This is a genomic window from Flavobacterium sp., from assembly GCF_028689845.1.
In the GTDB taxonomy this organism is placed as follows: Bacteria; Bacteroidota; Bacteroidia; order Flavobacteriales; family Flavobacteriaceae; genus Flavobacterium.
Map to the genome: position 1 here is coordinate 1 of NZ_JAQVCH010000033.1, position 26,872 is coordinate 26,872.

At 35.9% G+C, this 26,872-nt stretch carries 17 protein-coding genes; 10 read left to right on the forward strand and 7 right to left on the reverse strand.

Annotated features, from left to right (window positions below; genetic code table 11):
* Together PHR76_RS11140 and PHR76_RS11145 are read left to right on the forward strand one after the other, a co-directional pair.
* Positions 1-823: S8 family peptidase (locus tag PHR76_RS11140; RefSeq protein ID WP_300062487.1), on the forward strand; the 823-nt coding region annotated here is incomplete at its 5' end.
* Positions 824-833: 10 nt separating this feature from the next.
* Positions 834-1,772 carry a nitronate monooxygenase gene (locus tag PHR76_RS11145; protein WP_300062490.1) on the forward strand — a complete coding sequence of 313 codons (939 nt, stop codon included), beginning with the start codon at positions 834-836 and terminating at the stop codon, positions 1,770-1,772.
* A gap of 4 nt (positions 1,773-1,776) precedes the next feature.
* Here PHR76_RS11145 and PHR76_RS11150 read toward each other — a convergent pair whose 3' ends face one another.
* The 3 genes from PHR76_RS11150 to PHR76_RS11160 form a co-directional block, all read right to left on the reverse strand.
* Positions 1,777-2,601 carry a mechanosensitive ion channel domain-containing protein gene (locus tag PHR76_RS11150; RefSeq protein WP_300062493.1) on the reverse strand — a complete coding sequence of 275 codons (825 nt, stop codon included), beginning with the start codon at positions 2,599-2,601 and terminating at the stop codon, positions 1,777-1,779.
* 12 nt (positions 2,602-2,613) lie between these two features.
* On the reverse strand, positions 2,614-4,356 hold the full coding sequence (locus PHR76_RS11155; protein ID WP_300062496.1) for an APC family permease: 1,743 nt from the start codon (positions 4,354-4,356) through the stop codon (positions 2,614-2,616).
* A 223-nt stretch (positions 4,357-4,579) separates the two neighbouring features.
* Positions 4,580-4,933, reverse strand: coding sequence for a VOC family protein (locus tag PHR76_RS11160; protein ID WP_300062499.1), 354 nt, complete (start codon positions 4,931-4,933; stop codon positions 4,580-4,582).
* Between the two features lie 270 nt (positions 4,934-5,203).
* Between PHR76_RS11160 and PHR76_RS11165 the strand changes: the two genes are divergently transcribed.
* The 7 genes from PHR76_RS11165 (at position 5,204) to secDF (ending at position 18,683) form a co-directional block, all read left to right on the forward strand.
* A complete protein-coding gene (locus PHR76_RS11165; RefSeq protein ID WP_300062502.1) occupies positions 5,204-8,215 on the forward strand; it encodes a tetratricopeptide repeat protein in 3,012 nt (1,003 codons plus the stop codon).
* A 24-nt stretch (positions 8,216-8,239) separates the two neighbouring features.
* On the forward strand, positions 8,240-10,000 hold the full coding sequence (locus PHR76_RS11170) for a TonB-dependent receptor (protein WP_300062504.1): 1,761 nt from the start codon (positions 8,240-8,242) through the stop codon (positions 9,998-10,000).
* A gap of 98 nt (positions 10,001-10,098) precedes the next feature.
* Positions 10,099-10,548 (forward strand): hypothetical protein, encoded by a 450-nt coding sequence (locus PHR76_RS11175; RefSeq protein ID WP_300062507.1) that lies wholly within the window; start codon positions 10,099-10,101, stop codon positions 10,546-10,548.
* Positions 10,549-10,723: 175 nt separating this feature from the next.
* A complete protein-coding gene (gene asnB, locus PHR76_RS11180; protein ID WP_300062510.1) occupies positions 10,724-12,340 on the forward strand; it encodes an asparagine synthase B in 1,617 nt (538 codons plus the stop codon).
* Between the two features lie 283 nt (positions 12,341-12,623).
* Positions 12,624-14,564 (forward strand): DNA topoisomerase (ATP-hydrolyzing) subunit B, encoded by a 1,941-nt coding sequence (gene gyrB / locus PHR76_RS11185; protein WP_300062513.1) that lies wholly within the window; start codon positions 12,624-12,626, stop codon positions 14,562-14,564.
* A 25-nt stretch (positions 14,565-14,589) separates the two neighbouring features.
* Entirely contained in the window at positions 14,590-15,525 is a 936-nt protein-coding gene (mdh, locus tag PHR76_RS11190) for a malate dehydrogenase (RefSeq protein WP_300062516.1), read from the forward strand.
* Between the two features lie 191 nt (positions 15,526-15,716).
* Entirely contained in the window at positions 15,717-18,683 is a 2,967-nt protein-coding gene (secDF, locus tag PHR76_RS11195) for a protein translocase subunit SecDF (RefSeq protein WP_300062519.1), read from the forward strand.
* 430 nt (positions 18,684-19,113) lie between these two features.
* On the opposite strand, the gene lgt is transcribed toward secDF, so the two are convergent.
* The 4 genes from lgt to folE form a co-directional block, all read right to left on the reverse strand.
* Positions 19,114-20,049 (reverse strand): prolipoprotein diacylglyceryl transferase, encoded by a 936-nt coding sequence (lgt, locus tag PHR76_RS11200; RefSeq protein WP_300062522.1) that lies wholly within the window; start codon positions 20,047-20,049, stop codon positions 19,114-19,116.
* 83 nt (positions 20,050-20,132) lie between these two features.
* The gene (yidD, locus tag PHR76_RS11205) at positions 20,133-20,366 is read right to left on the reverse strand and encodes a membrane protein insertion efficiency factor YidD (protein WP_300062525.1); all 234 of its coding nucleotides are present in this window, start codon (positions 20,364-20,366) and stop codon (positions 20,133-20,135) included.
* Positions 20,367-20,387: 21 nt separating this feature from the next.
* Positions 20,388-21,869: a cysteine--tRNA ligase gene (gene cysS, locus PHR76_RS11210; protein ID WP_300062528.1), complete on the reverse strand. Its 1,482-nt coding sequence runs from the start codon at positions 21,867-21,869 to the stop codon at positions 20,388-20,390.
* A gap of 73 nt (positions 21,870-21,942) precedes the next feature.
* Complete coding sequence (gene folE / locus PHR76_RS11215; protein ID WP_300062531.1) at positions 21,943-22,614, reverse strand: GTP cyclohydrolase I FolE; 672 nt, start codon at positions 22,612-22,614, stop codon at positions 21,943-21,945.
* Positions 22,615-22,770: 156 nt separating this feature from the next.
* On the opposite strand from folE, the gene PHR76_RS11220 reads away from it, so the two are divergent.
* Positions 22,771-26,872, forward strand: a 4,102-nt coding sequence (locus PHR76_RS11220; RefSeq protein ID WP_366143596.1) for a PKD-like domain-containing protein, incomplete at its 3' end; no start/stop codon positions are given.

A 26,872-nucleotide genomic window follows, 5' to 3' on the forward strand; every position in this document is an offset into this window, starting at 1 on the left:
ACTGGCAGATAGCTTAGGAGTTGACATTATTTCTACTTCATTAGGCTATTCCGTTTTTGATAATCCTAATTATAATTATACGTATGCCAATATGAACGGAACCACAACCTTTAGTGCTCGTGGTGCCGATTTAGCTTTTACCCGTGGGATGATTTGTGTGACTTCTGCTGGAAATTCGGGTAATAATTCTTGGCAATACATTACAACACCTGCCGATGCGATTCATACCTTAACGGTTGGAGCCGTAAATGCCGAGGGTGAGTATGCTTCTTTTAGTTCAATTGGGCCTTCTGCCGATGGACGAATTAAGCCCGATGTAGTGGCACAAGGCGTTTCTTCTATTATAGCCACCGCTTCTGGAGCAATTGCAACGGCAAATGGCACTTCTTTTTCAGCTCCAATTACTGCTGGAATGGTCGCTTGTTTATGGCAAGCTTTACCAGAAAAAACAAATGTAGAATTACTACAATTGATAAAAGAAGCAGCTCATTTATATGAAAATCCCACCGCTCAAATGGGATATGGAATTCCAAATTTTAATGCCGCCTATAGCAATGCCTTAGATGTGTCAACTTTTGAAAATCAGCAAGCGGTGGTTTATCCAAATCCGTTTCATGAGGTGATTAAAGTTCAACTTTCCGAGATTTCAGATAACGATAGGATGGAAATTTATAACGTAGTGGGTCAACTCATGAAAACATTTACGTTGTTAAATCAATCCTCCTTTGATTTGTCCGATTTAGCTGCTGGACTGTATTTTTATCAAATCATCACTCCTTCCAAACGTTTAAATGGCCGATTACTTAAAAAATATTTCTTTTGAAAATTTTTATATGAATAAAATTACCCAACTCTTTAACATCCAATACCCCATTATTCAAGGTGGAATGATTTGGAATAGCGGTTATAAATTAGCTAGTGCGGTGAGTAATGCTGGCGGATTAGGGCTCCTTGGAGCAGGTTCGATGTATCCTGAGGTATTGCGAGAGCATATTCAAAAATGTAAAATTGCGACAAACAAACCGTTTGGTGTGAATGTACCGATGTTATATCCAAACCTAGAAGAAATTATGCAAATTATTGTAGCAGAAGGGGTGAAAATCGTCTTTACTTCTGCTGGAAATCCTAAAACGTGGACCTCTTTTTTGAAGGAAAAAGGAATTACGGTGGTGCATGTTGTTAGCAGCTCAAAATTCGCTTTAAAAGCCCAGGAAGCAGGTGTAGATGCCGTTGTAGCTGAAGGCTTTGAAGCTGGTGGACATAATGGCCGGGAAGAAACCACTACATTAACCTTAATTCCAATGGTAAAAGAGCAAATTCAAATTCCATTAATTGCAGCGGGCGGCATAGCAACAGGTAGAGGAATGTTGGCCGCTATGGTTTTAGGTGCGGATGGAGTACAAATGGGAAGTCGCTTTGCCGCATCCCAAGAAAGTTCTGCTCATCAAGCTTTTAAGCAAACTATTGTAGAAACCAAAGAAGGAGATACCTTAGTGACGCTAAAAGAATTGGCTCCTGTTCGATTAATCAAGAATAAATTTTATAATGATTTGCAAGCATTGTACGCAACTTGTCCCACTCCCGAAGCTCTCAAAGAATTGTTAGGAAGAGCAAGAGCCAAACGCGGTATGTTTGAAGGTGATTTGGAAGAAGGCGAATTAGAAATTGGACAAATTGCTGGTCTGATTCATGATATTCCAACCGTTCAAGTTATTTTTGATACGCTTTTAGCGGAATTTGAAATGGCTAAAAAGAAAGTCGTTCAGTTATAGAATTTTAAATTTCTTCGTCTTTTTTGAAATGAATTACCCGTTGCGGAAACGGAATACTAATTTTGTGCTCCCGAAAAGCATTGAAGATTTTAACCCGTAACTCGCTTTTTATATTATGGACTCGGAAAACCTCTTCCGACCAAAAAATAACCAAAAAGTCAAGCGATGAATCTCCAAAATTGATAAATCGCACAAATGGTTTTGGTTCTTTTTCAATACCTTCTTGGGTTAGTGTAACCTCATATAAAATTCGCATTACTTCATTCACATCAGAAGAATAATCAACGCCCACTTGTACTTCAAATCGCGAAGAAATATTGTCATGCGTCCAATTAATCAGTTGGTTTCTAGTTAAATCAGAATTAGGAAGAATGATGTACTTGTCTTCCCGTGTTAAAACGGTGGTGGTTCGTAGTTTAATTTCGACCACTTGACTCACTAAACCGTTGATTTCAATGATGTCACCCACTTTTACAGTAGATTCTAATAAAATAAGAATGCCAGAAACAAAATCGCTAAAGATGTGTTGTAAGCCTAAACCAATTCCCACTAATAAGGCTGCAGAACCAGCAAGTAAAACGGATAAATCAAAGCCTACTATTTGCATTCCCATACTCGCAGCGATGACCAGAATGAGGTATTTTAATAAATTAAAGATTGAGTATTTTTTGGGCGTATCAATTCGGTTGGAACGATAAATTGCTTTTTTAACAATAAACAATACAAAAATGACAGAGAAAATAAAAAGGAGTAATTTTAAAAGCGTGACCATATAAATGACTCTACTTCCTACTTTTAAAATTTCATAATTTAAGAATTCGTGAATCATAGCTATACTTTTTTACATAATTAATCGAACGCCACCTAAATCGGCTACGCGAAAGGAGAATTTGTCACCTGGAGAACCAATAAACATAAAATTTTTCGGAATATTCCATTTTTCAGAAAGTTCGGTGATTATTTCAGGACCAAAAATACCAACAATTTCAATAAATTCAATATGAATTTCAGGATAAGCTCGGTCAAGAACTTTTAAATCTTGGATGAGCTCAAAATTGGAATCGCCTTCTTTCTTGATATTGACAATTTTTAATTTTTTTGCAGTTTCATTTTCTTGCACATATTGCATGACTTTATTAATGATTGCTACGTTATCTCCTTTGGTAAAAAAGACAAATTCTTGAGAACTTACTTTTACTTGCAACCGATTTAAATACCGATTACTATTGATAACAAATCGTCGTAAAGGAGAATAAAAATATTCAAGAGCTTGAATCATCATTTTTATTAAGAAAGAGCGATTGAGCATAATGGCAACCAAGATAAATGCAGGAACAAAATATTCAATAAACGTATAGAATGAATCAATATTGAGAACAATATTCCCTAAAAAAGCAATAATGATAAAAGCAATAGCAATTACAACTGTAATTCCTCTTGCCCGTTCAGGCCTTGGCAATTTATTTCGTTTAAATTTTAATAGTAGATTTCCAATTCCAAATAATCCCATAACGGTTAAAAAACTAAACGTATAAACGCCGGCTAGTGATTCTAACTTTCCGTTTGTTACAAATAAAACCGAAACACAAAGGATTAAAAAACTAATAATGATGCGGTAATTAGAACCATTTTTATTCTCTTTTAAAAAGAAGTTTGGTAAAATACGGTCTAAGGTCATTCGTTTTAATAAACCAGAAACACCAACGAAAGAAGTTAAAACGGCTCCACATAAAACCAAAACCGCATCTATTGCTATTAAAATAGCTAACCAAGTTCCGCCAGTAGTTTGTCCTAAATAAGCCAAAAGCGATTCTTTGTGTTCACCCACTTCTGCCAACGGAATAATACAGATCAATAAAAAAGCTAGTAACAGATTGAAAAAACTCACAATTGCCCACATATTTCTTAGTGTTTTACGAAATACGCCAGGTTGTTGTTCTTCTACAAAATTGGCCGAACTTTCAAATCCAGAAATTCCGAGCATCGCAGCAGAAACACCTAAAAATAAAGCAGTAGTAATGTTGCCACTAGCTACGGGTAAAACCCAATTGAGGTGTAGTGTTTCAAACCCATTGGAAAACAAAAACCATAGCGAAACGACCACAAGCAGACTCAACGTAAAAAGATGGGTTATAAAGATGACCACCGCCACGATAGCCGACTCTCCAATTCCGATAATGGTTAATCCGGTGAAAGCAATTAGCACCACAATGGTAGCAATGGTGACGTTTAACATCGGAAAAATTCCGTGAAGATAATGCATTCCTTCGATGGAAGAAATCACCGCCGTTGCCATGTAGGATAGCACTGTTAACGTGGCAGCCATCGACGCCAATCGCTTGGTTGACGTATTCAATAATACATTATAAGCTCCACCATTTAAAGGAATTGCTCCAACTACTTCGCCATAAATTTTTCGAAAAAGAAATAAGACAACAGCTACAACAAGTAATGAAATCCATGCAAATTGACCTGCATAGCCAATGGTTAAGGCAGAAACATATAAACAAGAGGAACTAATGTCGTTTCCGCAAATCGCGGTGGCTTTGAGTTCGTTTAATTTTTTATGTACGATTTCTTTCATAAAAGAATCATTTTGACTGAAGTCAAAAGCGTGTTATCGAAATCATTTTATATAAAATTTAGTTTAGAAGCGTAAAAACTATAAAAAACCTTATTCAAATATACTTAATTGAGGCTAAAAACAGAATGGGAAGGTTGTTTTTTTTCTATTAAAATCTATTCAAAATGATTTTTGACAAATTCTGATGCTTTTTTTCATATCAACCGATAAAAAAGATTTTTAGTTAGATGGTTTCTCCGAAAGTCAGTAAATTATGGTCTGGATCAAGTATTGAAAACTCTTTTAATCCCCACGGTTTTAATTCTAAATGTCCGTTTGGATGGATGATGTTTTTACTAAAATAAGCTGAGTAAAGCGACTCTATTGCATTGGTTCTGATGTATACTTGACCATAATTGGTATAGGGATTGAGCTCTTTAAATTCAAAAAAATGAAGTTGAACTGCCTCTTTTTGAAGTAGTAAATAACCATCAAAATCAGTATTTTCTAAAATACTAAATCCCAATTGATTAATGTAAAAAGCGGTGGTAATGGCTTTCTTTCGCATTGGTAATTTAGGATGTATGGCGGTAAGCATTGATTTTTGATTAAGCGGTTTTTATTTTTATAAGAAGTAAAGTTAAGCAAGTCGAAGGAATAATTATTATTTTGCAAAGTTTTTCGCATAATGTATTTTGCAAATCACGAATTCTTTAGAAGTTTTAACCAAAGAAAAAAACTTCAAATTTTACTTTTCTACTTTTTCTACTTTTTTATATTGTTTAAAACCTTGTTCATAATAAACACTAGCGTTTACTCGTTCTTTCATTATGCAAACTAACTTTGTGTTTTATTAAAAGTCAAAACCATGCCAAAAAAAACCTGGATTCTGCTGTTCGTTTTTGTACTCACATTTGCAACCAGAGCACAACAAACCGAAATTTATACGCATTCGCTTCGAGATTACAATCGAGCGGTCGAACTCTATAAGGCGAAACAGTATCAATCTGCCCAAATTATTTTCGAAAAAGTTAAAGAAAACTCGACACAATACGAGGTCAAGTCAGATTGTTCCTATTATATCGCCAATTGTGCCATTCGGTTAAATCAGCCTAATGCCGATTCGCAAATGGAAAAATTCGTAGCGGATTATCCTACTAGTTCTAAGCAGAATCAGGCGTTTATTGAAGTCGCCCATTACTATTTTGAAGTAGGCAAATACCCGCAAGCCTTGCAATGGTTTGAAAAAGTAGACGAAAGTAATTTAACGAATGCCGAACGTGAAAAATTTAATTTCCAAAAAGGCTACGCTAATTTCTCCAACGGAAATAAAAAAGAAGCTACAAATTATTTTAATAAGGTTGTAAATTCTAAACAATTCGGTTCTCAAGCCAAGTATTACCTTGGTTATATGTCGTATGAAAAAGACGATTATAAAGTCGCCAACGAATATTTTGAACAAGTAGAAGGCGAACAAAAATACAAAGAGAAAATGTCCTATTATCAAGCGGACATGAATTTTAAATTGGGTAATTTTCAAAAAGCCATCGATTTAGGAATTGCAGCTATGGCAAAAAGCGATGCTCAAGAGAAATCACAACTTAATAAAATCATCGGCGAAAGCTATTTTAACCTGAAACAATATGACAAAGCTTTGCCATATTTAAAAGAATATAAGGGAATTAAAGGAAAATGGAGCAACACCGATTTGTATTTGTTTGGCTATTCTTATTACAAACAAGGCGATTACGAAAATGCGATAGCACAATTCAATAAAATCATCAATGGTAACGACGGTGTGGCTCAAAATGCTTACTATCATCTTGGTGAAAGCTATCTAAAATCTGCTAAAAAGCAACAAGCGTTGAATGCGTTTAAAAATGCTTCGGAAATGGAATTTGATTTAAAAATTCAAGAAGATGCTTATTTAAATTATGCCAAGTTGAGTTATGAAATTGGAAATTCATACCAAACTATTCCGGGTGTTTTGGCCGCTTTTTTAGAAAAATATCCCAACAATCCAAATAAACAAGAAGTTGAATTGTTGTTAATTAATTCATTTATCACTTCTAAAAATTATAAAGGAGCCTTGGAATTAATCGAAAAAAACAAAAGTTTTGCTAATAAACAAGCGTATCAAAAAGTGACTTTTTACCGTGGATTGGAATTGTATACCGATGGGAATTTCATGGAGGCAATGGCCATGTTCAAAAAGTCGATTAGCGAACCGCGTGACGCAAAATTTACCGCTCGAGCGACCTTTTGGAAAGGCGAAACCGAATATGTGTTAGACAATTTTTCTGAAGCTTTACTAACATTTCAACAGTTTTTAGGTTATCCCGAAGCAAAACAAACGCCAGAATATAAAAACAGTCAGTACCATATTGGCTACACACAATTTAAATTGAAACAGTATGAACAAGCGGCAACGAGTTTTCAGAAATACATTGAAACCGCTAAAGAGGATAAAGTCCGTTTAAACGACAGTTATTTGCGTATGGGCGACTCCTATTTTGTTACTGCTAAGTATTGGCCAGCAATGGAAGCATATAATAAATCTATCGAAATTAAAGGGGTCGATGCTGATTATGCTTCGTTTCAAAAAGCATTGAGCTACGGTTTTGTTAACCGAACCGACAAAAAAATTGAAGATTTAAACGTGTTTCTAAAAGCTTTTCCAAAATCGCAATACCGAGATGATGCGTTGTTTGAGTTAGGAAATACGTACACCAATGACAACAAGACCGATTTGGCAATTAAAACATATGACCAATTAATTAGCGAATTTAAAAATGGTTCATTTGCTGCAAAAGCGATTTTACGTCAGGGTTTAATTTATTACAATGACAGCAAACCACAATTAGCCATCACTAAGTTAAAAAAAGTTGCTGCCGATTTTCCTAGAACGCCAGAAGCGATGGAAGCAGTTACAACGGCTAGGCAAATCTATGTTGATACTGGAAATGTGAGTGACTATGCCGATTGGGTTAAAACACTCGATTATGTAGAAGTATCCGATGCTGATTTAGATAACACTTTGTATGAATCCGCGGAAAAACAATATTTACAAAACAATGCTAAAGGTGCAATTACTGGATTTAGTAGTTATGTGTCCAAATTTCCAAACGGAATCCATGCCTTAAAATCGAATTTTTATTTGGCTCAATTATATTTTGCGGATGGACTTGAAACCAATGCAATTCCGCACTATGAGTTTGTTGTTTCTAAACCTAGAAGCGAGTTTACAGAACAAAGTTTAGCCAGATTAACGGAGATTTATTTAAAAAAGAAAGATTATGCAAAAGCGATTCCAGCCTTAAAACGATTGGAAATAGAAGCCGATTTTCCGCAAAACATCACGTTTGCTCAATCTAATTTGATGAAATCGTATTACGAGCAAAAAGAATATGTTAATGCGGTTTTGTATGCAGAAAAAGTGTTGGCAAATCCAAAAGTAGATGACCGAATCAAAAGTGATGCTCAGATGATTGTGGCTCGCTCGGCTATTAAAACCAATGACGAAGCTAAAGCAAAAATCGCGTATGCAAAATTACAACTTATTGCCAAAGGGGAATTAGCGGCGGAAGCACTTTATTATGATGCTTATTTTAAGAATAAAGAAGGCAAATTTGAACCATCTAATACGGCCATTCAAAAATTAGCAAATGATTATTCAGGTTATAAATATTTTGGAGCCAAAGGATTGGTTTTAATGGCGAAGAATTTTTACGCCTTAAAAGATAGTTTTCAAGCGACTTATATTTTAGAAAGTGTCATTAAAAACTTTGCTGATTATGCTGATGTGGTCGAAGAAGCTCAAAAAGAATTAGACCTCATAAAAGCAGAAGAATCGAAACGCAATTCATCCATTCAAAATTAAATAAAGCCCAAAAAACGTAGCTATATGAAGATTTCAAATCGATATAAAATCACCGCAGTCGTACTTTTATTTTTAAGTCAAGTCAGTTTTTCACAAAAGAAAGATGAAAACATCGGTACCGAAGTGGTTAATGTGGTAAAACCCTATTCGGCAACCATTTCTGATGCTTTTAAAGTAAAAGAAACGCCTTCGCTGGATGACGATGACAACTCTAAAAAAGAGAACATCGAATACACTATTTTTTCGTTCCCAGTGGCTTCAACCTTTACACCTTCTAAAGGAAAAGCAGCGGGAGTAGACAAAGCCCAACGCGAAAAGTTATATAACAATTATGCTTCACTCGGTTTTGGAAATTACGGACAAGTTTTAGGCGAATTATTTGTGACTGAACAAATTAGCAGTGCCGAATATGTAGGAGGCATGTTTCGTCATCATTCCTCACAAGGTGGTGTAAAAGACTTGGTATTAGACGATAATTTTTACAATACTTCCTTGGATTTAACCTATGGAAATCAACAACGTAATTTCAATTGGAATGCCGATGTAGGCTATCAAAATCAAGTGTATAATTGGTACGGAATTGACCAAACTTATTTTAATCAAGATGCGGTTTTATTTGGACAAATTTCTCCTAGTCACACCTTTCACAATGCGTATGTAGCAGGAAAAATTGGATTTGAAGACAGTTTTTTTACCGGAGCGAGTTTAAAATTTAATCGTTTTTGGGATAACAATGGTTCTGCAGAAAATCGGTTTTTTGTCAAACCTTCATTTAATGTGGAAATTGACGATATGAACATTAAAACCAACGTTATTGTAGATTATGTTGGCGGCAGTTTTGATCAAAATTATTTTAATTCAACGGCCATTAATTATGGCTTTACTAACTTTGGTTTGAATCCATCGTTCACTTTAAATCAAGACGAATTATCCTTGAATATTGGGCTTTCCTTGTTTTATAGTGCTGATTTAGAAAATAGTGACAGCAAATTTTTTGTTTATCCAAACATCACGGCATCCTATAAAGTCGTTGGCGATTTGATGATTTTATATGGTGGGGCAGAAGGAACTTTACAACAAAATAGTTACCGTGATTTCACAAATGAAAACCCGTTTTTATCGCCCACTTTATATATCGCTCCTACCGATAGACCTTTTGATATTTTTGCAGGTTTAAAAGGAAAATTAGCAGGAAACATTAGCTATAATGTCCGTGGTTCTTTTATGCAAGAAAAAGGCAGAGCGTTGTTTAAGAATAACCTTTTCCCAAATGCAACCGCACCCGGTTTAAGTTCGCTAGCCGCCTATCAATTTGGTAATTCGTTTGAGGTAGTTTATGACAATCTGCGAACCGTTCGTTTTTTTGGAGAGCTAAATGCCGATTTATCTAAAAATGTTTCAGCAGGAATTCAAGGGACTTTAAGTACATTCAGCGTAAGCGATGAGGCAGAAGCGTGGAATTTACCAGCTATGACACTAAACGCAAACCTAGCGGTGACCATTACAGAAAAATGGTTTGCTGGAGCAAATGTGTTCTTTGTTGGCGAACGAAAAGACCAAACCGCAAAACCAAGTTTGATAGACCCAGCTTTTTATGAATTTAAAACGGTTACTTTAAGCAGTTATTTTGATGTGAATGCAAATGTGGGCTATGATTTTAATGATCGCTTATCCTTCTTTTTACGAGCAAATAATATGTTGAATCAATCGTATGAAAAATGGCTTAATTATCCAAGTCAACAATTTCAAATCATGTTAGGTGCGAATTATAAATTTGATTTTTAAAAATCAATTGAAATCCTTCTAAGAAGAAACTAGAAATTTACGAACGAACTAATCCGCATTGTTTTATACGTGCGGATTTTTTTTTAACACGTTTACCCATGACATTCAAACAAAAAGTTGTAACTCATTTTGATGATTTTATCGGACATAAAATAGAAACACTTCGGCAGATGATTTCCGATTTGTCTGAAGATGCTAAAAATGACGCCAAAGGTTCAGCCGGCGATAAGCACGAAACGGCCTTGTCTATGATGCATTTGGAACAGGAAAAACTAAATCAAAAAATCAAAGAATTTATAGAACTCAAAATTATATTTTCTTCCATCGATTTTCAAAATCCTAAAACAAAAATTGGATTGGGAAGTTTGGTCTTGACGAACGAAACCTATTTTCTAATCAGCGTTGGTTTGCAAAAAGTAATTCTTGACAATCAAACGGTATTTGCCATTTCTCCGCAAGCTCCCTTAGCTGAAAAATTAATTGGTAAAACAGAAAATGAGTTAATTACCATGAATGGAATGGAATATCTAATCAAATCGATTTCTTAATTCTTAGCAATTGAAAGTTAGTCGTGTCGATAATTGTATCTTTAGTTTTATTTTTTTATTAAAAAATCTAATTTAGTTATAAATTGTAACTATTTTTTGTTTTTATGTTTACGAATTGAAACTTATTTTCGACTTTTGCTTTATCAAATGAAGTGAAATAAGAAAATAAAGTATTATGTGTGGAATATTAGCCATTATCGGAAAAGGAAAAGAAGAAACAATTGTTCAAGAATTATCAAAACGCATGTCGCATCGCGGACCAGATGAAAGTGATATTCATTTAACTGAAAAAGGACATTATTTAGCTCACGAACGTTTATCGATTATCGATTTACATACCGGAAAACAACCTATTCAAGGAACTTCAACCGCTTGGATGGTGCATAATGGCGAGATTTATAACCACCAAGAATTAAGAGCTGGGATTTTAAAAGACCATGCGTTTCGAACAACTTCCGACTCTGAAGTGATTGTTCATTTGTATGAAAAATTCGGCGATGATTTCTGTCATTATTTGGATGGAATGTTTGCTTTTGTGGTAATTGACGGCGATGATTATGTTGCTGGTCGCGACCTATTAGGAATCAAACCACTTTATTACGGATTAGATGAGCGTGGACGAATGTATTTTGCCTCAGAAATGAAAGCGATAGCCGACCAATGCAAAACATTTTCTACATTTCCTCCAGGCCATTATTACACACCAGAAACAGGTTTTGTGAAATATTATCAACCACAATGGGAAGACGAGCGGTTGTGTGTTGAAGAATTAGATTTAAAAGCACTTCGAGATTCGTTGACTAAAAGTGTGCGTAAACGTTTGATGAGTGATGTACCTGTTGGTGTTTTACTGTCAGGCGGATTAGATTCGTCGCTCACCTCATCCATCGCTGCTCGATTGATGAAAGAAATGGGCAAACCCTTACATTCTTTTTCAATCGGATTAGATGCCGAAGCTCCAGATGCCAAAGCAGCACGAAAAGTAGCCGAGTTTTTAGGGACAGAACACCATGAAATTCACTTCACCATTGAACATGGAATCGAAATTCTTGAAAAGTTAATTTGGCATTTAGAAACCTATGATGTGACTTCTATTCGTGCCAGTACGCCAATGTATTTCTTGTCGAAAGCAATTCGTGAAAAAGGCATAAAAGTAGTTTTATCTGGTGAAGGAGCCGATGAAATTTTTGGAGGCTATTTGTATTTTAGAAACGCCCCGTCGGTACTCGATTTTCAAAAAGAAACCATAGAACGTGTTCAAAAATTATTCACGGCCGATTTGTTGCGAGCTGATAAATCAACCATGGCACACGGATTAGAAGCGAGAGTTCCTTTTTTAGATAAAGAATTTTTAGAATTGGCCATTAAAATAAAACCCGAAGAAAAAATGCCAGAAACCTATAATGGAGTAGAAAAATATATTCTGCGTAAAGCGTTTGATACACCAGAGCAACCGTATTTGCCAGCAGAAGTATTATGGCGTCAAAAAGAACAATTTTCAGATGGAGTAGGCTACAATTGGATTGATACCTTAATTGACTATTGTTCTAGCCAAGTTACCGATGCACAATTGGAAAAAGCTACGGAATTATATCCCTATAATACGCCTTTGACCAAAGAAGCCTATTTTTATAGAAGTATTTTTCATAAACATTTTCCACAAACCGCTGCTGCCCAAACGGTGCGAAAATGGATACCAAAATGGCAAGAAAATCAAGATCCAAGTGGGCGAGCTAATGCAGCACATGTGCAAGCTGATTTAACAACGGTTTTAATGGATGTTTTTATTTAAAAAATAAGAAGAGAGAATAATTTGGTTTGTTTAGAAATAGGTTTAATTTGTTGTTGGAAAGGCGATTTCAGTTCATGAAATCGCTTTTTTTTATTAATTAGGGAGCTGGTTTTCATTTCTGTGAGCTAGATTTAGTAGACTGAAAAACGATTCGTTTTTAATGTAAAAAATCAACAATTTGTTAATAACTTATCTACTTTGAAGTCTTGTTTTTATAGAAAATCCCTTACCATTTCGTATATTTGCGTGTTAGACAAAAAAATACATTTAGCATTAAAATTATATGAGCGAAGAAATCAAAAAGAATAGTTATTCAGCGGATAGTATTCAGGCTTTAGAAGGAATGGAACACGTGCGAATGCGTCCATCCATGTATATTGGCGACACTGGCGTAAGGGGTTTGCACCACTTGGTTTATGAAGTAGTCGACAACTCTATTGATGAAGCCTTAGCAGGACATTGTGATACAATCAACGTGTTTATTAACGAAGACAACTCGGTGACTGTAGAAGACAATGGCCGTGGTATTCCGGTTGATATGCACAAAAAAGAAGGTGTTTCTGCTCTTGAAGTAGTAATGACTAAAATTGGAGCAGGAGGTAAGTTTGATAAAGATTCCTATAAAGTTTCGGGAGGTTTGCACGGAGTTGGTGTTTCGTGTGTGAATGCACTTTCAGATCATTTAAAAGCAACTGTTTTTCGTGAAGGAAAAGTGTATGAGCAAGAATACGAACGTGGAAAAGCAATGTATCCTGTAAAACAAGTTGGTGAAACAACAAAACGTGGAACAATGGTTACCTTTAGACCAGACACATCTATTTTTACACAAACCATTGAGTTTTCTTATGATACGTTAGCGGCTCGTATGCGTGAGCTTTCCTTTTTGAACAAAGGAATCACCATCACGATGACGGATAAGCGTTATCCGGATGAAAAAGGTGAAATTGCAACTGAGATTTTTCATTCCAAAGAAGGGTTGAAAGAATTTATTCGGTTTTTAGATGGCAACCGTGAACCAATTATTTCTCATGTAATTAGCATGGATAATGAAAAAGGGGAAATTCCAGTTGAGGTGGCCTTGGTTTATAATACCAGTTATTCTGAAAATATTTTTTCGTATGTAAACAATATTAATACCCATGAGGGAGGAACGCATTTGCAAGGTTTTCGTATGGGATTGACGCGTACACTTAAAAAATATGCGGATAGTTCAGGCTTATTAGATAAATTAAAATTTGAAATTTCGGGTGATGATTTCCGTGAAGGATTAACAGCAATTATCTCAGTAAAAGTACAAGAGCCTCAGTTTGAAGGACAAACCAAAACCAAATTAGGAAATCGTGAAGTAGTGTCGCCCGTAAGTCAATCGGTGGCAGAAATGCTTGAAAACTATTTGGAAGAGAATCCAAACGACGCAAAAATCATCGTACAAAAAGTGATTTTAGCCGCTCAAGCTCGTCATGCTGCCAAAAAAGCACGCGAGATGGTGCAACGTAAAACCGTTTTAGGTGGTGGTGGTTTACCAGGTAAATTATCGGATTGTTCAGAACAAGATCCACAAAAATGCGAAATTTTCCTTGTCGAGGGAGATTCCGCAGGTGGAACAGCTAAGCAAGGTCGTGATAGAGCTTTTCAAGCGATATTGCCGTTGCGTGGTAAAATTCTGAATGTAGAAAAAGCGATGCATCATAAAGTATTTGAAAACGAAGAGATTCGAAATATTTTTACGGCTTTGGGTGTAACCATCGGAACAGCCGAAGATTCCAAAGCGTTGAATTTAGAAAAATTACGATACCATAAAGTAGTCATCATGTGTGATGCCGATGTGGATGGTAGTCATATTTCTACCTTAATATTAACCTTCTTCTTCCGATTTATGAAAGAATTAATCGAGCAAGGGCACGTTTATATCGCAACACCTCCTTTATATCTTGTCAAAAAAGGAACAAAAAAAGAATATGCTTGGAATGATGATCAACGCGACATGATTAACTTGAAAATGGGAGGTTCTGCTTCCATCCAACGTTATAAAGGTCTAGGAGAAATGAACGCTGAGCAGTTATGGGAAACTACCCTTAATCCGAATTTTAGAACAATGCGTCAAATTACCATCGACAGCTTAGCAGAAGCTGATCGTGTGTTCTCTATGTTAATGGGCGATGAAGTTCCACCACGTAGAGAATTTATCGAGAAAAATGCAGTTTATGCAAAAATTGATGCTTAATTATAACCAATAAAAATTTAAAAAAATGAAAGTTACCATTGTAGGAGCAGGAAATGTTGGTGCAACATGTGCCGATGCGATTGCTTACAGAAGAATTGCCAGCGAAATTGTTTTGTTGGATATACGTGAAGGTTTTGCAGAAGGAAAAGCCTTAGATATTATGCAAACGCAAACTACGTTAGGATTTAATACCAAAGTTTCAGGCAGTACGAATGATTATTCAAAAACTGCTGGAAGTGATGTAGTTGTGATTACTTCTGGAATTCCAAGAAAACCTGGAATGACTAGAGAAGAATTAATCGGAATTAATGCTGGTATTGTAAAATCAGTAGCCGAAAGCCTTTTAGCTCATTCGCCAAATGCTATTATTGTTGTAGTGTCAAATCCAATGGATACAATGACCTATTTAACGTTAAAAGCAACGGGCTTACCAAAAAATAGAATTATCGGAATGGGTGGAGCCTTAGATAGCTCCCGTTTTAAATGTTATTTATCTCAAGCCTTAGATAAACCAGCTAATGATGTGTCTGGAATGGTCATTGGTGGACATGGCGATACAACCATGATTCCATTAACGCGTTTAGCTTCTTATAATGGAGTGCCTGTTTCTGAATTTTTATCAGCAGAGGAATTGTCAAAAGTAGCGTCTTCAACTATGGTTGGTGGAGCAACCTTAACCGGTTTGTTAGGAACTTCTGCTTGGTATGCACCGGGAGCTTCTGTAGCTTATTTGGTTGACAGTATCTTAAATGATCAAAAGAAAATGATTCCATGTTCCGTATTTTTAGAAGGAGAATATGATCAAAACGATATTTGTATCGGCGTTCCATGTATTATCGGTAGAAATGGCGTTGAAAAAATTGTCGATATTGCTTTAAACGAAGAGGAAAAAGCAAAATTTGCTAAAAGTGCAGACGCTGTTCGAGCTATGAATGGCGACCTAAAATCGATTTTAGCCTAAAAAATTAGAATGACTTTTAAAAAGACTGCTTTATTGCAGTCTTTTTTTTTCGAATAATGTATAAATAAATTGGTTAATCCTATTCATAATTATATATTTGCACGTTTTATAAATTTGAAAGAACTGCCTTTTTTTCTTTTGTCTTGTAAATCAAAACCATAACCAACAAAAATTAATTAATTCAAGTAATAATGCAGAGTAAAGGACTTATTAAATTTTTCGCAATTTTATTTGCATTGGTATGTATTTACCAACTTTCATTCACATTTGTAGCCAATATGGTTAAAGATGATGCCAAAGCATTTGCAAAAGGTGATGTTTTGAAAGAAGTAAAATATTTAGACTCTATTGGTAGAGAAAAAGTATTTAACTTAGGTTTTGCAAACTATACCTATAATGAGGTTAAAGACAAACAAATCAACAAAGGTCTTGACTTGGAAGGTGGAATTAACGTAATTCTACAAATTTCCATTAAAGATATCCTGAGCGGTTTGGCTAACGATAGCCAAGATCCTGTTTTTAACAAAGCCTTAGCGGATGCATCAAAAAATCTAAAAGGAAATCAAACCTATTTAGATGCCTTTTTTGAAGCATTTGATGCCGAATCTAAAGGAACTGTAAAATTAGCTTCACCCGATATCTTTTTTAATAAAAATTTAGATGGCGAAATTGATTTTAAAATGACAGATGACCAAGTGAAAACGGTTATCCGAAGAAAAGTAAACGAATCGGTTTTAAGTGCTTTTGAAGTATTAAGAAAACGGATTGATAAATTTGGTGTTACCCAACCAAATATTCAACAACTAGGGGAAACAGGTCGGATTTTAGTAGAATTACCTGGAGCTAAAGATGTTGACCGTATTAAGAAATTATTACAGAGTACCGCTCAATTGGAATTTTGGGAAACGTTCAAAATTGATGAAGTTGGACAATATTTAACTGCAGTTAATGAAAATTTAAAAGCAACGGAAGTTAAAGTAAAAACAGAAGAAAAAGCTCCTACTGGAATTGATTCTTTATTAACTGATACGGCAAAAGATTCATTGGCTAATGCTAAAGGAAATAATCCGTTGTTTGATAAAATGTTATCCTTTGGTGGCGGACCTGTTTTGGCCTATTTTTCACCAAAAGATACGGCTAAAGTTAATGAATATTTAAAGAGAGATAGTAGCAAAGCATTACTAACACCAGAATTGCGTTATGCTCGTTTTGTTTGGGGTAAACCAACGACGATTGATAACGATAAAAAAGAAAAAGTTGAAGCAATTGAATTATATGCTTTAAAAACAGATCGTTCTAACCAAGCTCCAATTAGTGGCGGTGTGGTGGTAGATGCTCGTGATACGTTTGACCAATTTGGAAAACCTGCTGTTTCAATGCAAATGAACGGTAAAGGCTCTAAACAATGGGAAGAATTAACAGGTAAAGCGTATACACAAAAAAGTAATATTGCCATTGTTTTAGATAATATTGTTTATTCTGCTCCAGGTGTTTCTACAGGTGCTATTGCTGGTGGTCGTTCAGAAATTTCTGGAAACTTCACCATCGAAGAAACCAAAGATTTATCAAACGTTTTAAGAGCGGGTAAATTACCTGCTAAAGCAGATATCGTTCAATCTGATGTAGTTGGACCATCTTTAGGACAAGAAGCAATTGATAACGGAATGCTGTCTTTCCTTATTGGAATGGTATTGGTTATCGTTTGGATGATTTTATACTACGGAAAATCAGGTGTTTTTGCCAATGTTTCCTTGTTAGTAAATATTTTATTCATCTTCGGAATATTAGCCAGTTTAGGTGCCGTATTAACATTGCCTGGTATTGCCGGTATCGTATTAACCATTGGTATGGCCGTGGATGCGAACGTGATTATATTTGAAAGGGCAAAAGAAGAATTGGATGCAGGAAAAACATTAGATGAAGCTGTAGATTATGCCTTTACCTGGAAAGGGGCAATGTCATCTATTTTTGATGCAAATATTACAACTGCTTTAACCGCTTTAATCTTATTGGTTTTTGGTACGGGTCCGATTAAAGGATTTGCCACTACTTTATTAATTGGTATTGGGACTTCTTTATTTACTTCGATTTTTATCACTAGAATTTTATTAGATTGGAGTTTGGCTAAAAAACATAATTTGACCTTCTCTACACCAATGTCTAAAAATTGGTTCAAGAATATGAAGATTGATTTCTTAGCTAAAAAGAAAATCGCATACGGAGTTTCTGCTATTTTAATTACGATTTCATTAGTATCCTTGTTTTTTATCAATGGATTAAACCAAGGGGTTGACTTCGTAGGAGGTCGTACATTCCAAGTGCGTTTTAACCAAGAAGTACAAGCTTCTGATGTAAGTGCTGCTTTAACTGATGCTTTTGGAACAAATGTAGAAGCGAAAACATTTGGTACAGGAAATCAGTTGAAAATCACCACAAAATATAAAGTAGCCGAAGAAGATGAAGGTGTTGATAAAGAAGTAAACGAAAAATTATTTGAAGGTTTAAAAACCTATTTCCCGAAAATGAGTTATGAAGAATTTGTAACCAATACAGAAGGAAAAGAATTTGGTGTTTTACAAGCATCTAAAGTTGGACCAACTATTGCAGAAGATATTAAAACCAACTCCTATTGGGCGGTTTTAGGCTCGTTATTAATAGTGTTCCTTTACTTATTGATTAGTTTTAGAAAATGGCAATTCTCATTGGGTGCTGTATTAGCCGTATTCCATGACGTAATTATAGTATTAGGGGTTTACTCGTTATTCTGGAAAGTCTTACCATTTAACATGGAAATTGACCAAGCTTTTATTGCTGCGATTCTGACCGTAATTGGTTATTCGTTAAATGATACGGTAATTGTATTTGACCGAGTACGTGAATTTTTAGGCGAAGAACAAAAAGGAACTTTTAACGAAGTAGTAAACAAAGCCTTGAACACAACCTTGAGTAGAACGGTAAATACGTCTTTAACAACGTTGATAGTATTGTTTGCTATTTTCATCTTAGGTGGAGAAACTATCCGCGGATTTGTATTTGCGATTTTAGTAGGTATCTTAGTTGGTACGTATTCCTCTTTATTCATCGCAACGCCTGTAATGGCAGATACGATTAATAAAAGAGAAGCTAGAAAAGCAGCTTTAAATAAAATTAGTGAATAATTAACGATTAGTTAATTTATAAAAAAAAGGGTTTGCTCAAATGAGTAAACCCTTTTTTTATGGAATTTATCATTCCCAACTTGTATTGGAAATGGATTTTTTCTCCTTCAAAGGCGTCATTATTTCTAAGGTAAGAAGCTAATAATACATTTTGTTCGATAAGTTTAATGATTTCTGAGATTCTGTTAAGGAGTTCTAGCAATCCAAACTTGTTTCGAAATTTGAAGTTGTTGTGCAATAAAGAAGTCATTCCTTCTAAAGTAAAAAGCTATTAAAGTTCTGCTCGATAAAGTTTAATGATTCCCAGTAATTTAGTAAAAAGTTGCTGTGATTCCGAATTTATTTCATAATCAAAACGTAGCATTCTAACACAGAAAGAATTTTACCTCATGGTAGAGATAGAAAAAAGTGACGTTAAATAAAAATCAAATTAGTTGCTTGTAGAAGGAGTAGGTCTAAACATATAATACAATCCGATAATCACAAACGGAATACTCAACCATTGACCTGTCGTTAAGGCATTAAAGAGGGGATAGGTTTCAAACCCGCCTTGACTTTCTTTCACATATTCAACTCCAAAACGAACTGACCATAATAAGACCATAAACGTTCCGAAAAGTAAACCTTCTTTTTTACGAGCATCAGTTTTCCAATACATAAAAAAGAGAATCAAAAACACAAAAACATAGAAGAAAGCTTCATATAATTGTGAAGGATGTTTGGCTGGAACCGCTTCTAATAAATTGGCAAATTGCGGATTTTCTGCAATGGCACTATATGCTTCTTTTGGATTGGCAATTTGTGTTTTTTCTACTGCTTCTCGCTTGCTATAAAAATCATGAAGAAATTTAATTCCAAATGAAGAATTCGTTTCATGTCCGATGATTTCAGAGTTAAAAAAATTTCCTAATCGGACAAAAATAGCACCACAAGCTGAAGGAATTACGGCACGGTCTAAAACCCAAAGTAGCGATTGATGCATGATTTTTTTACTAAAATAAAACATAAACAAAATAATCGTAATGGTCGCTCCGTGGCTTGCTAATCCAGAAAATCCTGTAAACTCAAAAGTTGGATTCGTACGAATAGGTAGAATGATACTCAATGGGTCTTCTTTGAATAATTCTGGTTGATAAAAAATAACATGGCCTAATCGAGCACCAACTAGGGTGGCGATTACAGTATAAATAAACAAACTATCAAGTTTTTCTAACGGTTCGTTTTCGCGAATAAAAATATGCTTCATGATATACCATCCTAAGCCAAAGGCAACTACAAACATCAAACTGTAATAGCGAACCATAAAACTGCCTATTTCAAAACCTTCTGAGGGATTCCAAACAAAACTTAAAAAAGGAGTACTCATAAATTGTATATTTTAATGTAAATGTAAACGATTAATTGACAAATTGCAATCACAGTTCGCTAATAAAATCTTAAATAACGTGATTAGGGAACGGGATCATAGCCGCTTTTTCCCCACGGATGGCATTTTGAAATGCGTTTTGCCGCAAGCCAAATTCCTTTAAAAATGCCGTGTTTGGTAATGGCTTGATAAGCATAATGCGAACAAGTGGGGTGAAACCGACAGCTTTGTGGCTTTAAAGGAGAAAGCACTATTTGATAAAAACGAATTAGAAAAATAAATGGAAATTGAATTATTTTCTTGAGTATATTTTTCATTCGTTTTGAAGGATTTCCGATTTAATTTACGCTAAAACTTGTCCCGTCTTTGCCGTCTTTTAATTGAATTCCGAGAGCCAATAATTGGTCGCGAATTTGATCCGAAAGAGCAAAATCTTTGTTGGCACGAGCTTCCATACGCATTTCAATCATCAAATTAACAACACCTTCTAATTTATCCGAATGATTGCTGTCTTCACCTTCTTCGCTAATGCCCAAAACCGAATGGATAAAGGTGTGTAAAGTGGTTTGCAGTTCATTCAAATCTTCTTTGGATAATGTTGCTTTGCCATCATTAACTAAATTCACCAAACGAATGCCTTCAAATAATTGTGCGATTAAAATAGGCGTATTAAAATCGTCGTTCATGGCTTCATAACACGCTTTTTTCCAATCAGAAATGGAAAGTGTCGATGTGGAACTAGCTTCTAACCGGTTGGCTAAATTCACGCCTTCCATTAAACGATTAAATCCTTTTTCGGAGCCTAATATCGCCTCATTCGAAAAATCTAAAATACTGCGGTAATGTGCTTGTAACATGAAAAATCGGGCTACATTTGGCGAAAAAGCTTTGCTTAAAATTTCATTTTTACCACTAAAAATTTCACTCGGTAAAATATAGTTACCCGTTGATTTCGCCATTTTTTTACCGTTTAAAATCAACATATTGGCATGCATCCAAAAATTCACTGGACTATGACCTGTACAAGCTTCATTTTGTGCAATTTCACATTCGTGATGTGGAAACTTTAAATCCATTCCGCCACCATGAATGTCAAATTTTTCGCCTAAATATTTGGTGCTCATGGCAGTACATTCTAAATGCCAACCCGGAAAACCAATTCCCCAAGGTGATGGCCAACGCATAATATGTTGCGGTTCGGCTTTTTTCCATAAGGCAAAATCTTGTGGATTTTTTTTATCAGAAACCCCGTCCAAATCACGCGTATTAGCAATCATATCTTCGATATTTCGACCACTTAATTTGCCGTAATGGTAGTGTTCATTGAATTTGACCACATCAAAATAGACCGAGCCGTTCGCTTCATAAGCATAACCGTTTCCGATAATTTTTTTTATAATTTCCTGTTGTTCAATAATATGTCCCGTTGCGGTTGGTTCAATACTGGGTGGAAGAAAATTTAACGTATGTAAAATCGTATGAAAATCAACCGTATACCGTTGCACGATTTCCATAGGTTCCAATTCCTCTAATCGAGCTTTTTTGGCAATGCGGTCTTCGCCTTCTTCCGCATCATTCTCTAAATGGCCTGCATCGGTAATGTTTCGAACATAGCGTACTTTATATCCTAAATGTAATAAATAACGAAATATCACATCAAAACTCATAAACGTTCGCACATTTCCTAAATGCACATTGCTGTACACAGTGGGGCCGCAGACATACATGCCCACATTTCCTTCATGAATAGGCGTAAACACTTCCTTTTCTCCTGAAAGGGAATTATAAATTTTTAAGGTCTGATTTTCGTATAATTTCATTTATTTTATTTTATTTAAAAGGATAAGTCATTCCAGCCATAAAACCTACAACCCACAACCCATTAGCCACAACCTAAAACTTCGTATCTAATTTAATATAATCCAAAAATTCTCTTCGAACTTTTTCTTCTTTAAATTTTCCGCCAAATTCAGAGGTCACTGTACTGCTTTCAATATCTCGAATTCCTCTCGAATTGACACATAAGTGTTTGGCATCCATTACACAAGCAACATCTTCAGTGTTTAAAGCTCTTTGTAATTCTTGTACAATTTGCATGGTTAAACGTTCTTGTACTTGTGGTCTTTTGGCATAATAATCTACGATGCGATTCATTTTAGAAAGGCCAATTACTTTTCCATTAGAAATATACGCCACATGAGCACGGCCAACGATGGGCAATAAATGGTGTTCACAAGTAGAATAAACGGTGATGTTTTTTTCTACTAACATTTCACCATATTTATAACCGTTTTCAAAAGTGGAAGAACTTGGTTTGTTTAAAGGATTTAATCCACCAAAAATTTCTTTCACAAACATTTTTGCCACGCGGTTTGGCGTTCCTTTAATACTGTCATCCTCTAAATCCATTCCTAAAGTGGTCAGGATGCTGGTGACGTCTTTTTTAATTAGCTCAATTTTTTCATCGTCAGATAAATTAAAAGCATCTTTGCGTAACGGATTTTCTGCTGAAGTTCCAACGTGATTATCTCCTAAATCATCAGAAAGAGTATCGGTATGAATCATTTGTTTGAATGTAAAATTAGGTATTTCATTAAGGTTGCAAAGATATACAAAAAGCAGAAAACATTTGAAGTCAATTTAGCAATTGTAAAATTTCTATTTTTTAAGACATTAATTAGTTAAATTTATGTAAATTTCCAACCTTAAAATTTCCTAAGCATGAATCCAAGAATACTATTTATTTTTATTAGTTGTCTTTTAATCAACACTTTAAGTTCGCAAAATTTAATTTCAAATGGCAATTTTGAAAGCGGAAATGGTGTATCTTTTCAATCGGACTATGTTTTTACGAATCCTACCGGACAAGTAAACAGCAATCCGAGAGAGTATGCCTTGTTAACGAATCCTTTTTTAATGAATTCTAACAACTTCGTGAACGCCGTTGACCACACAAGTGGAACTGGTTTAATGATGGTGTGCGATGGTGCTTCTGGACAATCTGAAATTTTTTGGAAAACCAATGGCGATGTCTTACTCCAAGGCGGACAAAACTATCGGTTTACGTATTATGTACATTCTGTTAATAATACTGCTCCTCAGGCTGAAATAGGTTTTAGAGTAATGAGCGGCGGAACGGCAACGTTTTCAAATACTTATGTCATTACCTCGCCAGCAAGTGGTTGGCAAGAAGTGACTTATGATTTTTTGGTTACAGGAACGGGCAATCAATACCGCCGATTAGAGCTGTATAACGTCAATCCAAGTGCTGTTGGAAATGATTTTGCTATTGATGATATCTCTTTAGAACGTTTAGCTGCATTACAAGCTAGGTATTCGGTTATAAATAGTTCCTGTTTTGGTGCTAATGATGGCTCAATCGTAATATATGGAGTCGGAGGTTCAGGAATTTATACTTCCTATTCGATTGCTGGGACAGTTAATTTAACGAATACGACAGGTGTTTTTATAAATTTACCAAACGGAACATATACCGTTTCGGTGACTGATAATTTAGGAGTAACCGCGACTATTCCTGGCGTAATAGTGGTGCAGCCAGCTAATTTAACTCTTACATCAAATTCGGCTATTTGCCCAGGTTCTTCTATAAATCTGACCGTTTCAGGTGGTTCTAATTACAATTGGACGGCTTCTCCTGCAGATCCTTCGATGACCGATACCACAAGCCCAACAATTACAGTAAGCCCAACAGTGGCTACTACTTATACCGTTACTTCAACACAAACTGGACCAAGAAATTTAGTCTTTAATGGTGATTTTTCACAAGGAGATTTAGGATTTACTTCCGATTATCAATTTCTAGCTCCAAATAATCCTTCGGGAATTCAAGGTGCGTATGGAATTGTAAACAATAGTCAAACTTGGTTTGCCGGTTTTTCTAGTTGTACCGACCATACGAGCGGAACAGGAAATATGTTGGTTGCCGATGGGTCGATAAACGCTGCTCCAAATGATAAAATATGGTGCCAAACGATACCAGTAACACCAGGACAAAACTATACGTTTTCATATTGGGTTCAAACAGTGGTAACCGGAAATCAAGCAAACATTGATGTCGTAATCAATGGCGTTTCCGTTGGAGCAAATTCAACTCCTGCAGGAACATGTAACTGGATACAACGAACTTTTACTTGGAATTCGGGGGCAAGTACTGTTGCCGAAATTTGTCTTATCGATACAATCGTTGCCGGAAATGATTTTGCCATAGATGATATTTCGTTTACAGTAAACGCAACTTGTAGTTTATCTGCCAGTGTAGATATTACGATTACAGCTTCTTCAGCTACAGCAACTTTTGGTACAAGTACTACGATTTGCCCAGGTAGCTCAGGAACCTTGACATTTAATGGAACTCCGGGTGGAATTGTTATTTTCCAATCCAGTACAGGAGCAAATTATAATGTCTTATTAAATGCAGCAGGTACAGCCACTTGGACATCCCCAATATTAAATGTAACTACAATTTATACTTTACAAAGTATCTTTTTACCTTCAACAGGTTGTTCTACTCCTTTAACAGGAATGGTAACCTTTACGGTAGAAGTAAATGGTTGTGCTACCGTTTTAACAGGAGGAATTGACGTGAATGACCCTAATATTCCACCTTCTTGTATACCAGGAACTTGCATTGATTTATCTGCATCTTATGTTGATTTTGGATCTACATCTTCCTATGCGGCCAGTCAAATAACCTATTGTCCTTATCCTTTTACTGGTCCTAATTATACCAATGTAACAGTTACTGGAGGTGATGATTTTTGGTCTGAAATAATTAATTTACCTTTTGATTTTTGTTATTATAACAATGTTTATACAACTTGTCATGCAGGAACAAATGGTTTGATTACGTTTCGACCAGTTACAGCTGGTGGTTTTTGTGATTGGCCAGATACGAGTATTCCTATTAATGCTATAACAAATCAGTCACAATCGATTTTTGGAGTTTTTCAAGATACAGATTTTAGTATTCCACCCGCTGCCCCAAACAGAGCGGTTAATTATCGATTAGAAGGAACCTATCCTTGTCGAAAATTGATTGTTAATTTTTATAATATGGGTCAGTGGAATTCAACAGGTTCTGCTCCAGGTTTACAAACTTCTCAGATTGTTTTATACGAAATTTCTAATATTATTGAAGTTTTTGTGCAAAGAAGGGTTGCTGGAACTCCTTGGGCAGGAACAGGTCTTATTGGTCTTATTGGGGCTTCTGGAGCACAGTCGATAGCTGCCCCTGGACGAGATGCTGGAAACTGGTCTGCTTTTAACGAAGCGTGGCGTTTTACACCAAATGGACCTTCTGCTACAACTTTCCAGTGGTTAGAAAATGGCGTACCTATTAGTAGTAATACTAGTATTGTTGTTTGTCCAACCGTGACTACAACCTATACTGCCGAGGTTACTTATAACCAATGTGGGCAAATTTATTCGGTTTCTAGTTCAGCTACGGTTACCGTTTTTGATGATGACACGCAAGCACCAGATGATTTATCAGAATGTAATAATCCATTTGATTTAACAGAAAACACGGCAATCATTTTAGGTGCGTTAGACCCTAATGACTATGAAGTTAATTATTTCCTTACGGCTGCAGATGCTCAATTAGGAATTAATATAATTGCTAATCCAACCGCTTTTAATAGCACCTCTAATCCGCAAACAATTTATGCAGGGGTTCAAAATTATAATACCGGTTGTAATTTAGTCAAACCTTTCGATTTAATAATTTCCACTTGTACTTTAGACCCTCAGCCCACGCCTTTATTTGCGTGTGATGATAATCCTGTGGATGGCTTTACGCTATTTGATTTAACAGCTGCTGATACGAATGCCCTTAACGGAGCAGATCCTGCTTTATTCACGGTTTCTTACCACAACAGTCAACCGGATGCGGATACGGGTAATTTACCGATAAATCCTGCAACTGCATACAGCGGAACAGATGGCGAGATTATTTATGTACGGGTAGAAGAAAATGCAGTTCCAACAACTTATGGCACGACTTCTTTTGCACTGACCATAAACCCAACGCCTTTTATTGCGGATGTCACACAAACCATTTGCTCGGGCGATACGTTCACGGTCACGCCAGTAAACACGGCTCCAGATGTGGTTCCAATGGGAACAACTTATACCTGGACAGTGTCTGCACCAGTAGGGGTTACCGGAGCATCCGACCAAGCGACTCCACAAACAACTATCAGTCAAACACTGACCAATACAAATGCGACCCCACAAGATGTAATTTATAGTGTAACGGCTTCGGTAGGCACGGCACCAAATGTGTGTACGGATACTTTTACAATCACAATCACAGTTAACCCAAAACCATTAATTGCGGATGTAACCCAGAGTATTTGTACCGGAAACACCTTTACAGTAACGCCAGCAAACACGCTTCCAGATGTGGTTCCAACAGGAACGACCTATACGTGGACGGTAGTTGCGGGAGCAGTGACCGGAGCATCAGACCAGGCGACGCCACAAACAAGCATCAGCCAAACCTTAAGTAATGCAACGGCGAATTCAATCGATGTTGTTTACACGGTAACGGCCTCGGTAGGCACAGCACCAAATGTATGTACGGATACCTTTACCATTACGGTAACAGTCAATCCAGAACCGCTGATTGCGGATGTAGTTCAAGGAATTTGTACGGGCAACACCTTCACGGTCACCCCAGCAAACACGGCTCCAGATGTGGTTCCAACGGGAACGACTTATACCTGGACAGTTACTGCACCAGTAGGAGTGAGTGGAGCATCAAATCAAGCTACACCACAAACGAGTATCAGCCAAACCTTAT

Excerpts from the sequence above, each read along its gene's own strand:
- PHR76_RS11145 (WP_300062490.1), top strand. The coding sequence starts at position 834 with ATGAATAAAATTACCCAACTCTTTAACATCCAATACCCCATTATTCAA.
- PHR76_RS11150 (WP_300062493.1), bottom strand. The coding sequence starts at position 2,601 with ATGATTCACGAATTCTTAAATTATGAAATTTTAAAAGTAGGAAGTAGA.
- PHR76_RS11155 (WP_300062496.1), bottom strand. The coding sequence starts at position 4,356 with ATGAAAGAAATCGTACATAAAAAATTAAACGAACTCAAAGCCACCGCG.
- PHR76_RS11160 (WP_300062499.1), bottom strand. The coding sequence starts at position 4,933 with ATGCTTACCGCCATACATCCTAAATTACCAATGCGAAAGAAAGCCATT.
- PHR76_RS11165 (WP_300062502.1), top strand. The coding sequence starts at position 5,204 with ATGCCAAAAAAAACCTGGATTCTGCTGTTCGTTTTTGTACTCACATTT.
- PHR76_RS11170 (WP_300062504.1), top strand. The coding sequence starts at position 8,240 with ATGAAGATTTCAAATCGATATAAAATCACCGCAGTCGTACTTTTATTT.
- PHR76_RS11175 (WP_300062507.1), top strand. The coding sequence starts at position 10,099 with ATGACATTCAAACAAAAAGTTGTAACTCATTTTGATGATTTTATCGGA.
- asnB (WP_300062510.1), top strand. The coding sequence starts at position 10,724 with ATGTGTGGAATATTAGCCATTATCGGAAAAGGAAAAGAAGAAACAATT.
- gyrB (WP_300062513.1), top strand. The coding sequence starts at position 12,624 with ATGAGCGAAGAAATCAAAAAGAATAGTTATTCAGCGGATAGTATTCAG.
- mdh (WP_300062516.1), top strand. The coding sequence starts at position 14,590 with ATGAAAGTTACCATTGTAGGAGCAGGAAATGTTGGTGCAACATGTGCC.
- secDF (WP_300062519.1), top strand. The coding sequence starts at position 15,717 with ATGCAGAGTAAAGGACTTATTAAATTTTTCGCAATTTTATTTGCATTG.
- lgt (WP_300062522.1), bottom strand. The coding sequence starts at position 20,049 with ATGAGTACTCCTTTTTTAAGTTTTGTTTGGAATCCCTCAGAAGGTTTT.
- yidD (WP_300062525.1), bottom strand. The coding sequence starts at position 20,366 with ATGAAAAATATACTCAAGAAAATAATTCAATTTCCATTTATTTTTCTA.
- cysS (WP_300062528.1), bottom strand. The coding sequence starts at position 21,869 with ATGAAATTATACGAAAATCAGACCTTAAAAATTTATAATTCCCTTTCA.
- folE (WP_300062531.1), bottom strand. The coding sequence starts at position 22,614 with ATGATTCATACCGATACTCTTTCTGATGATTTAGGAGATAATCACGTT.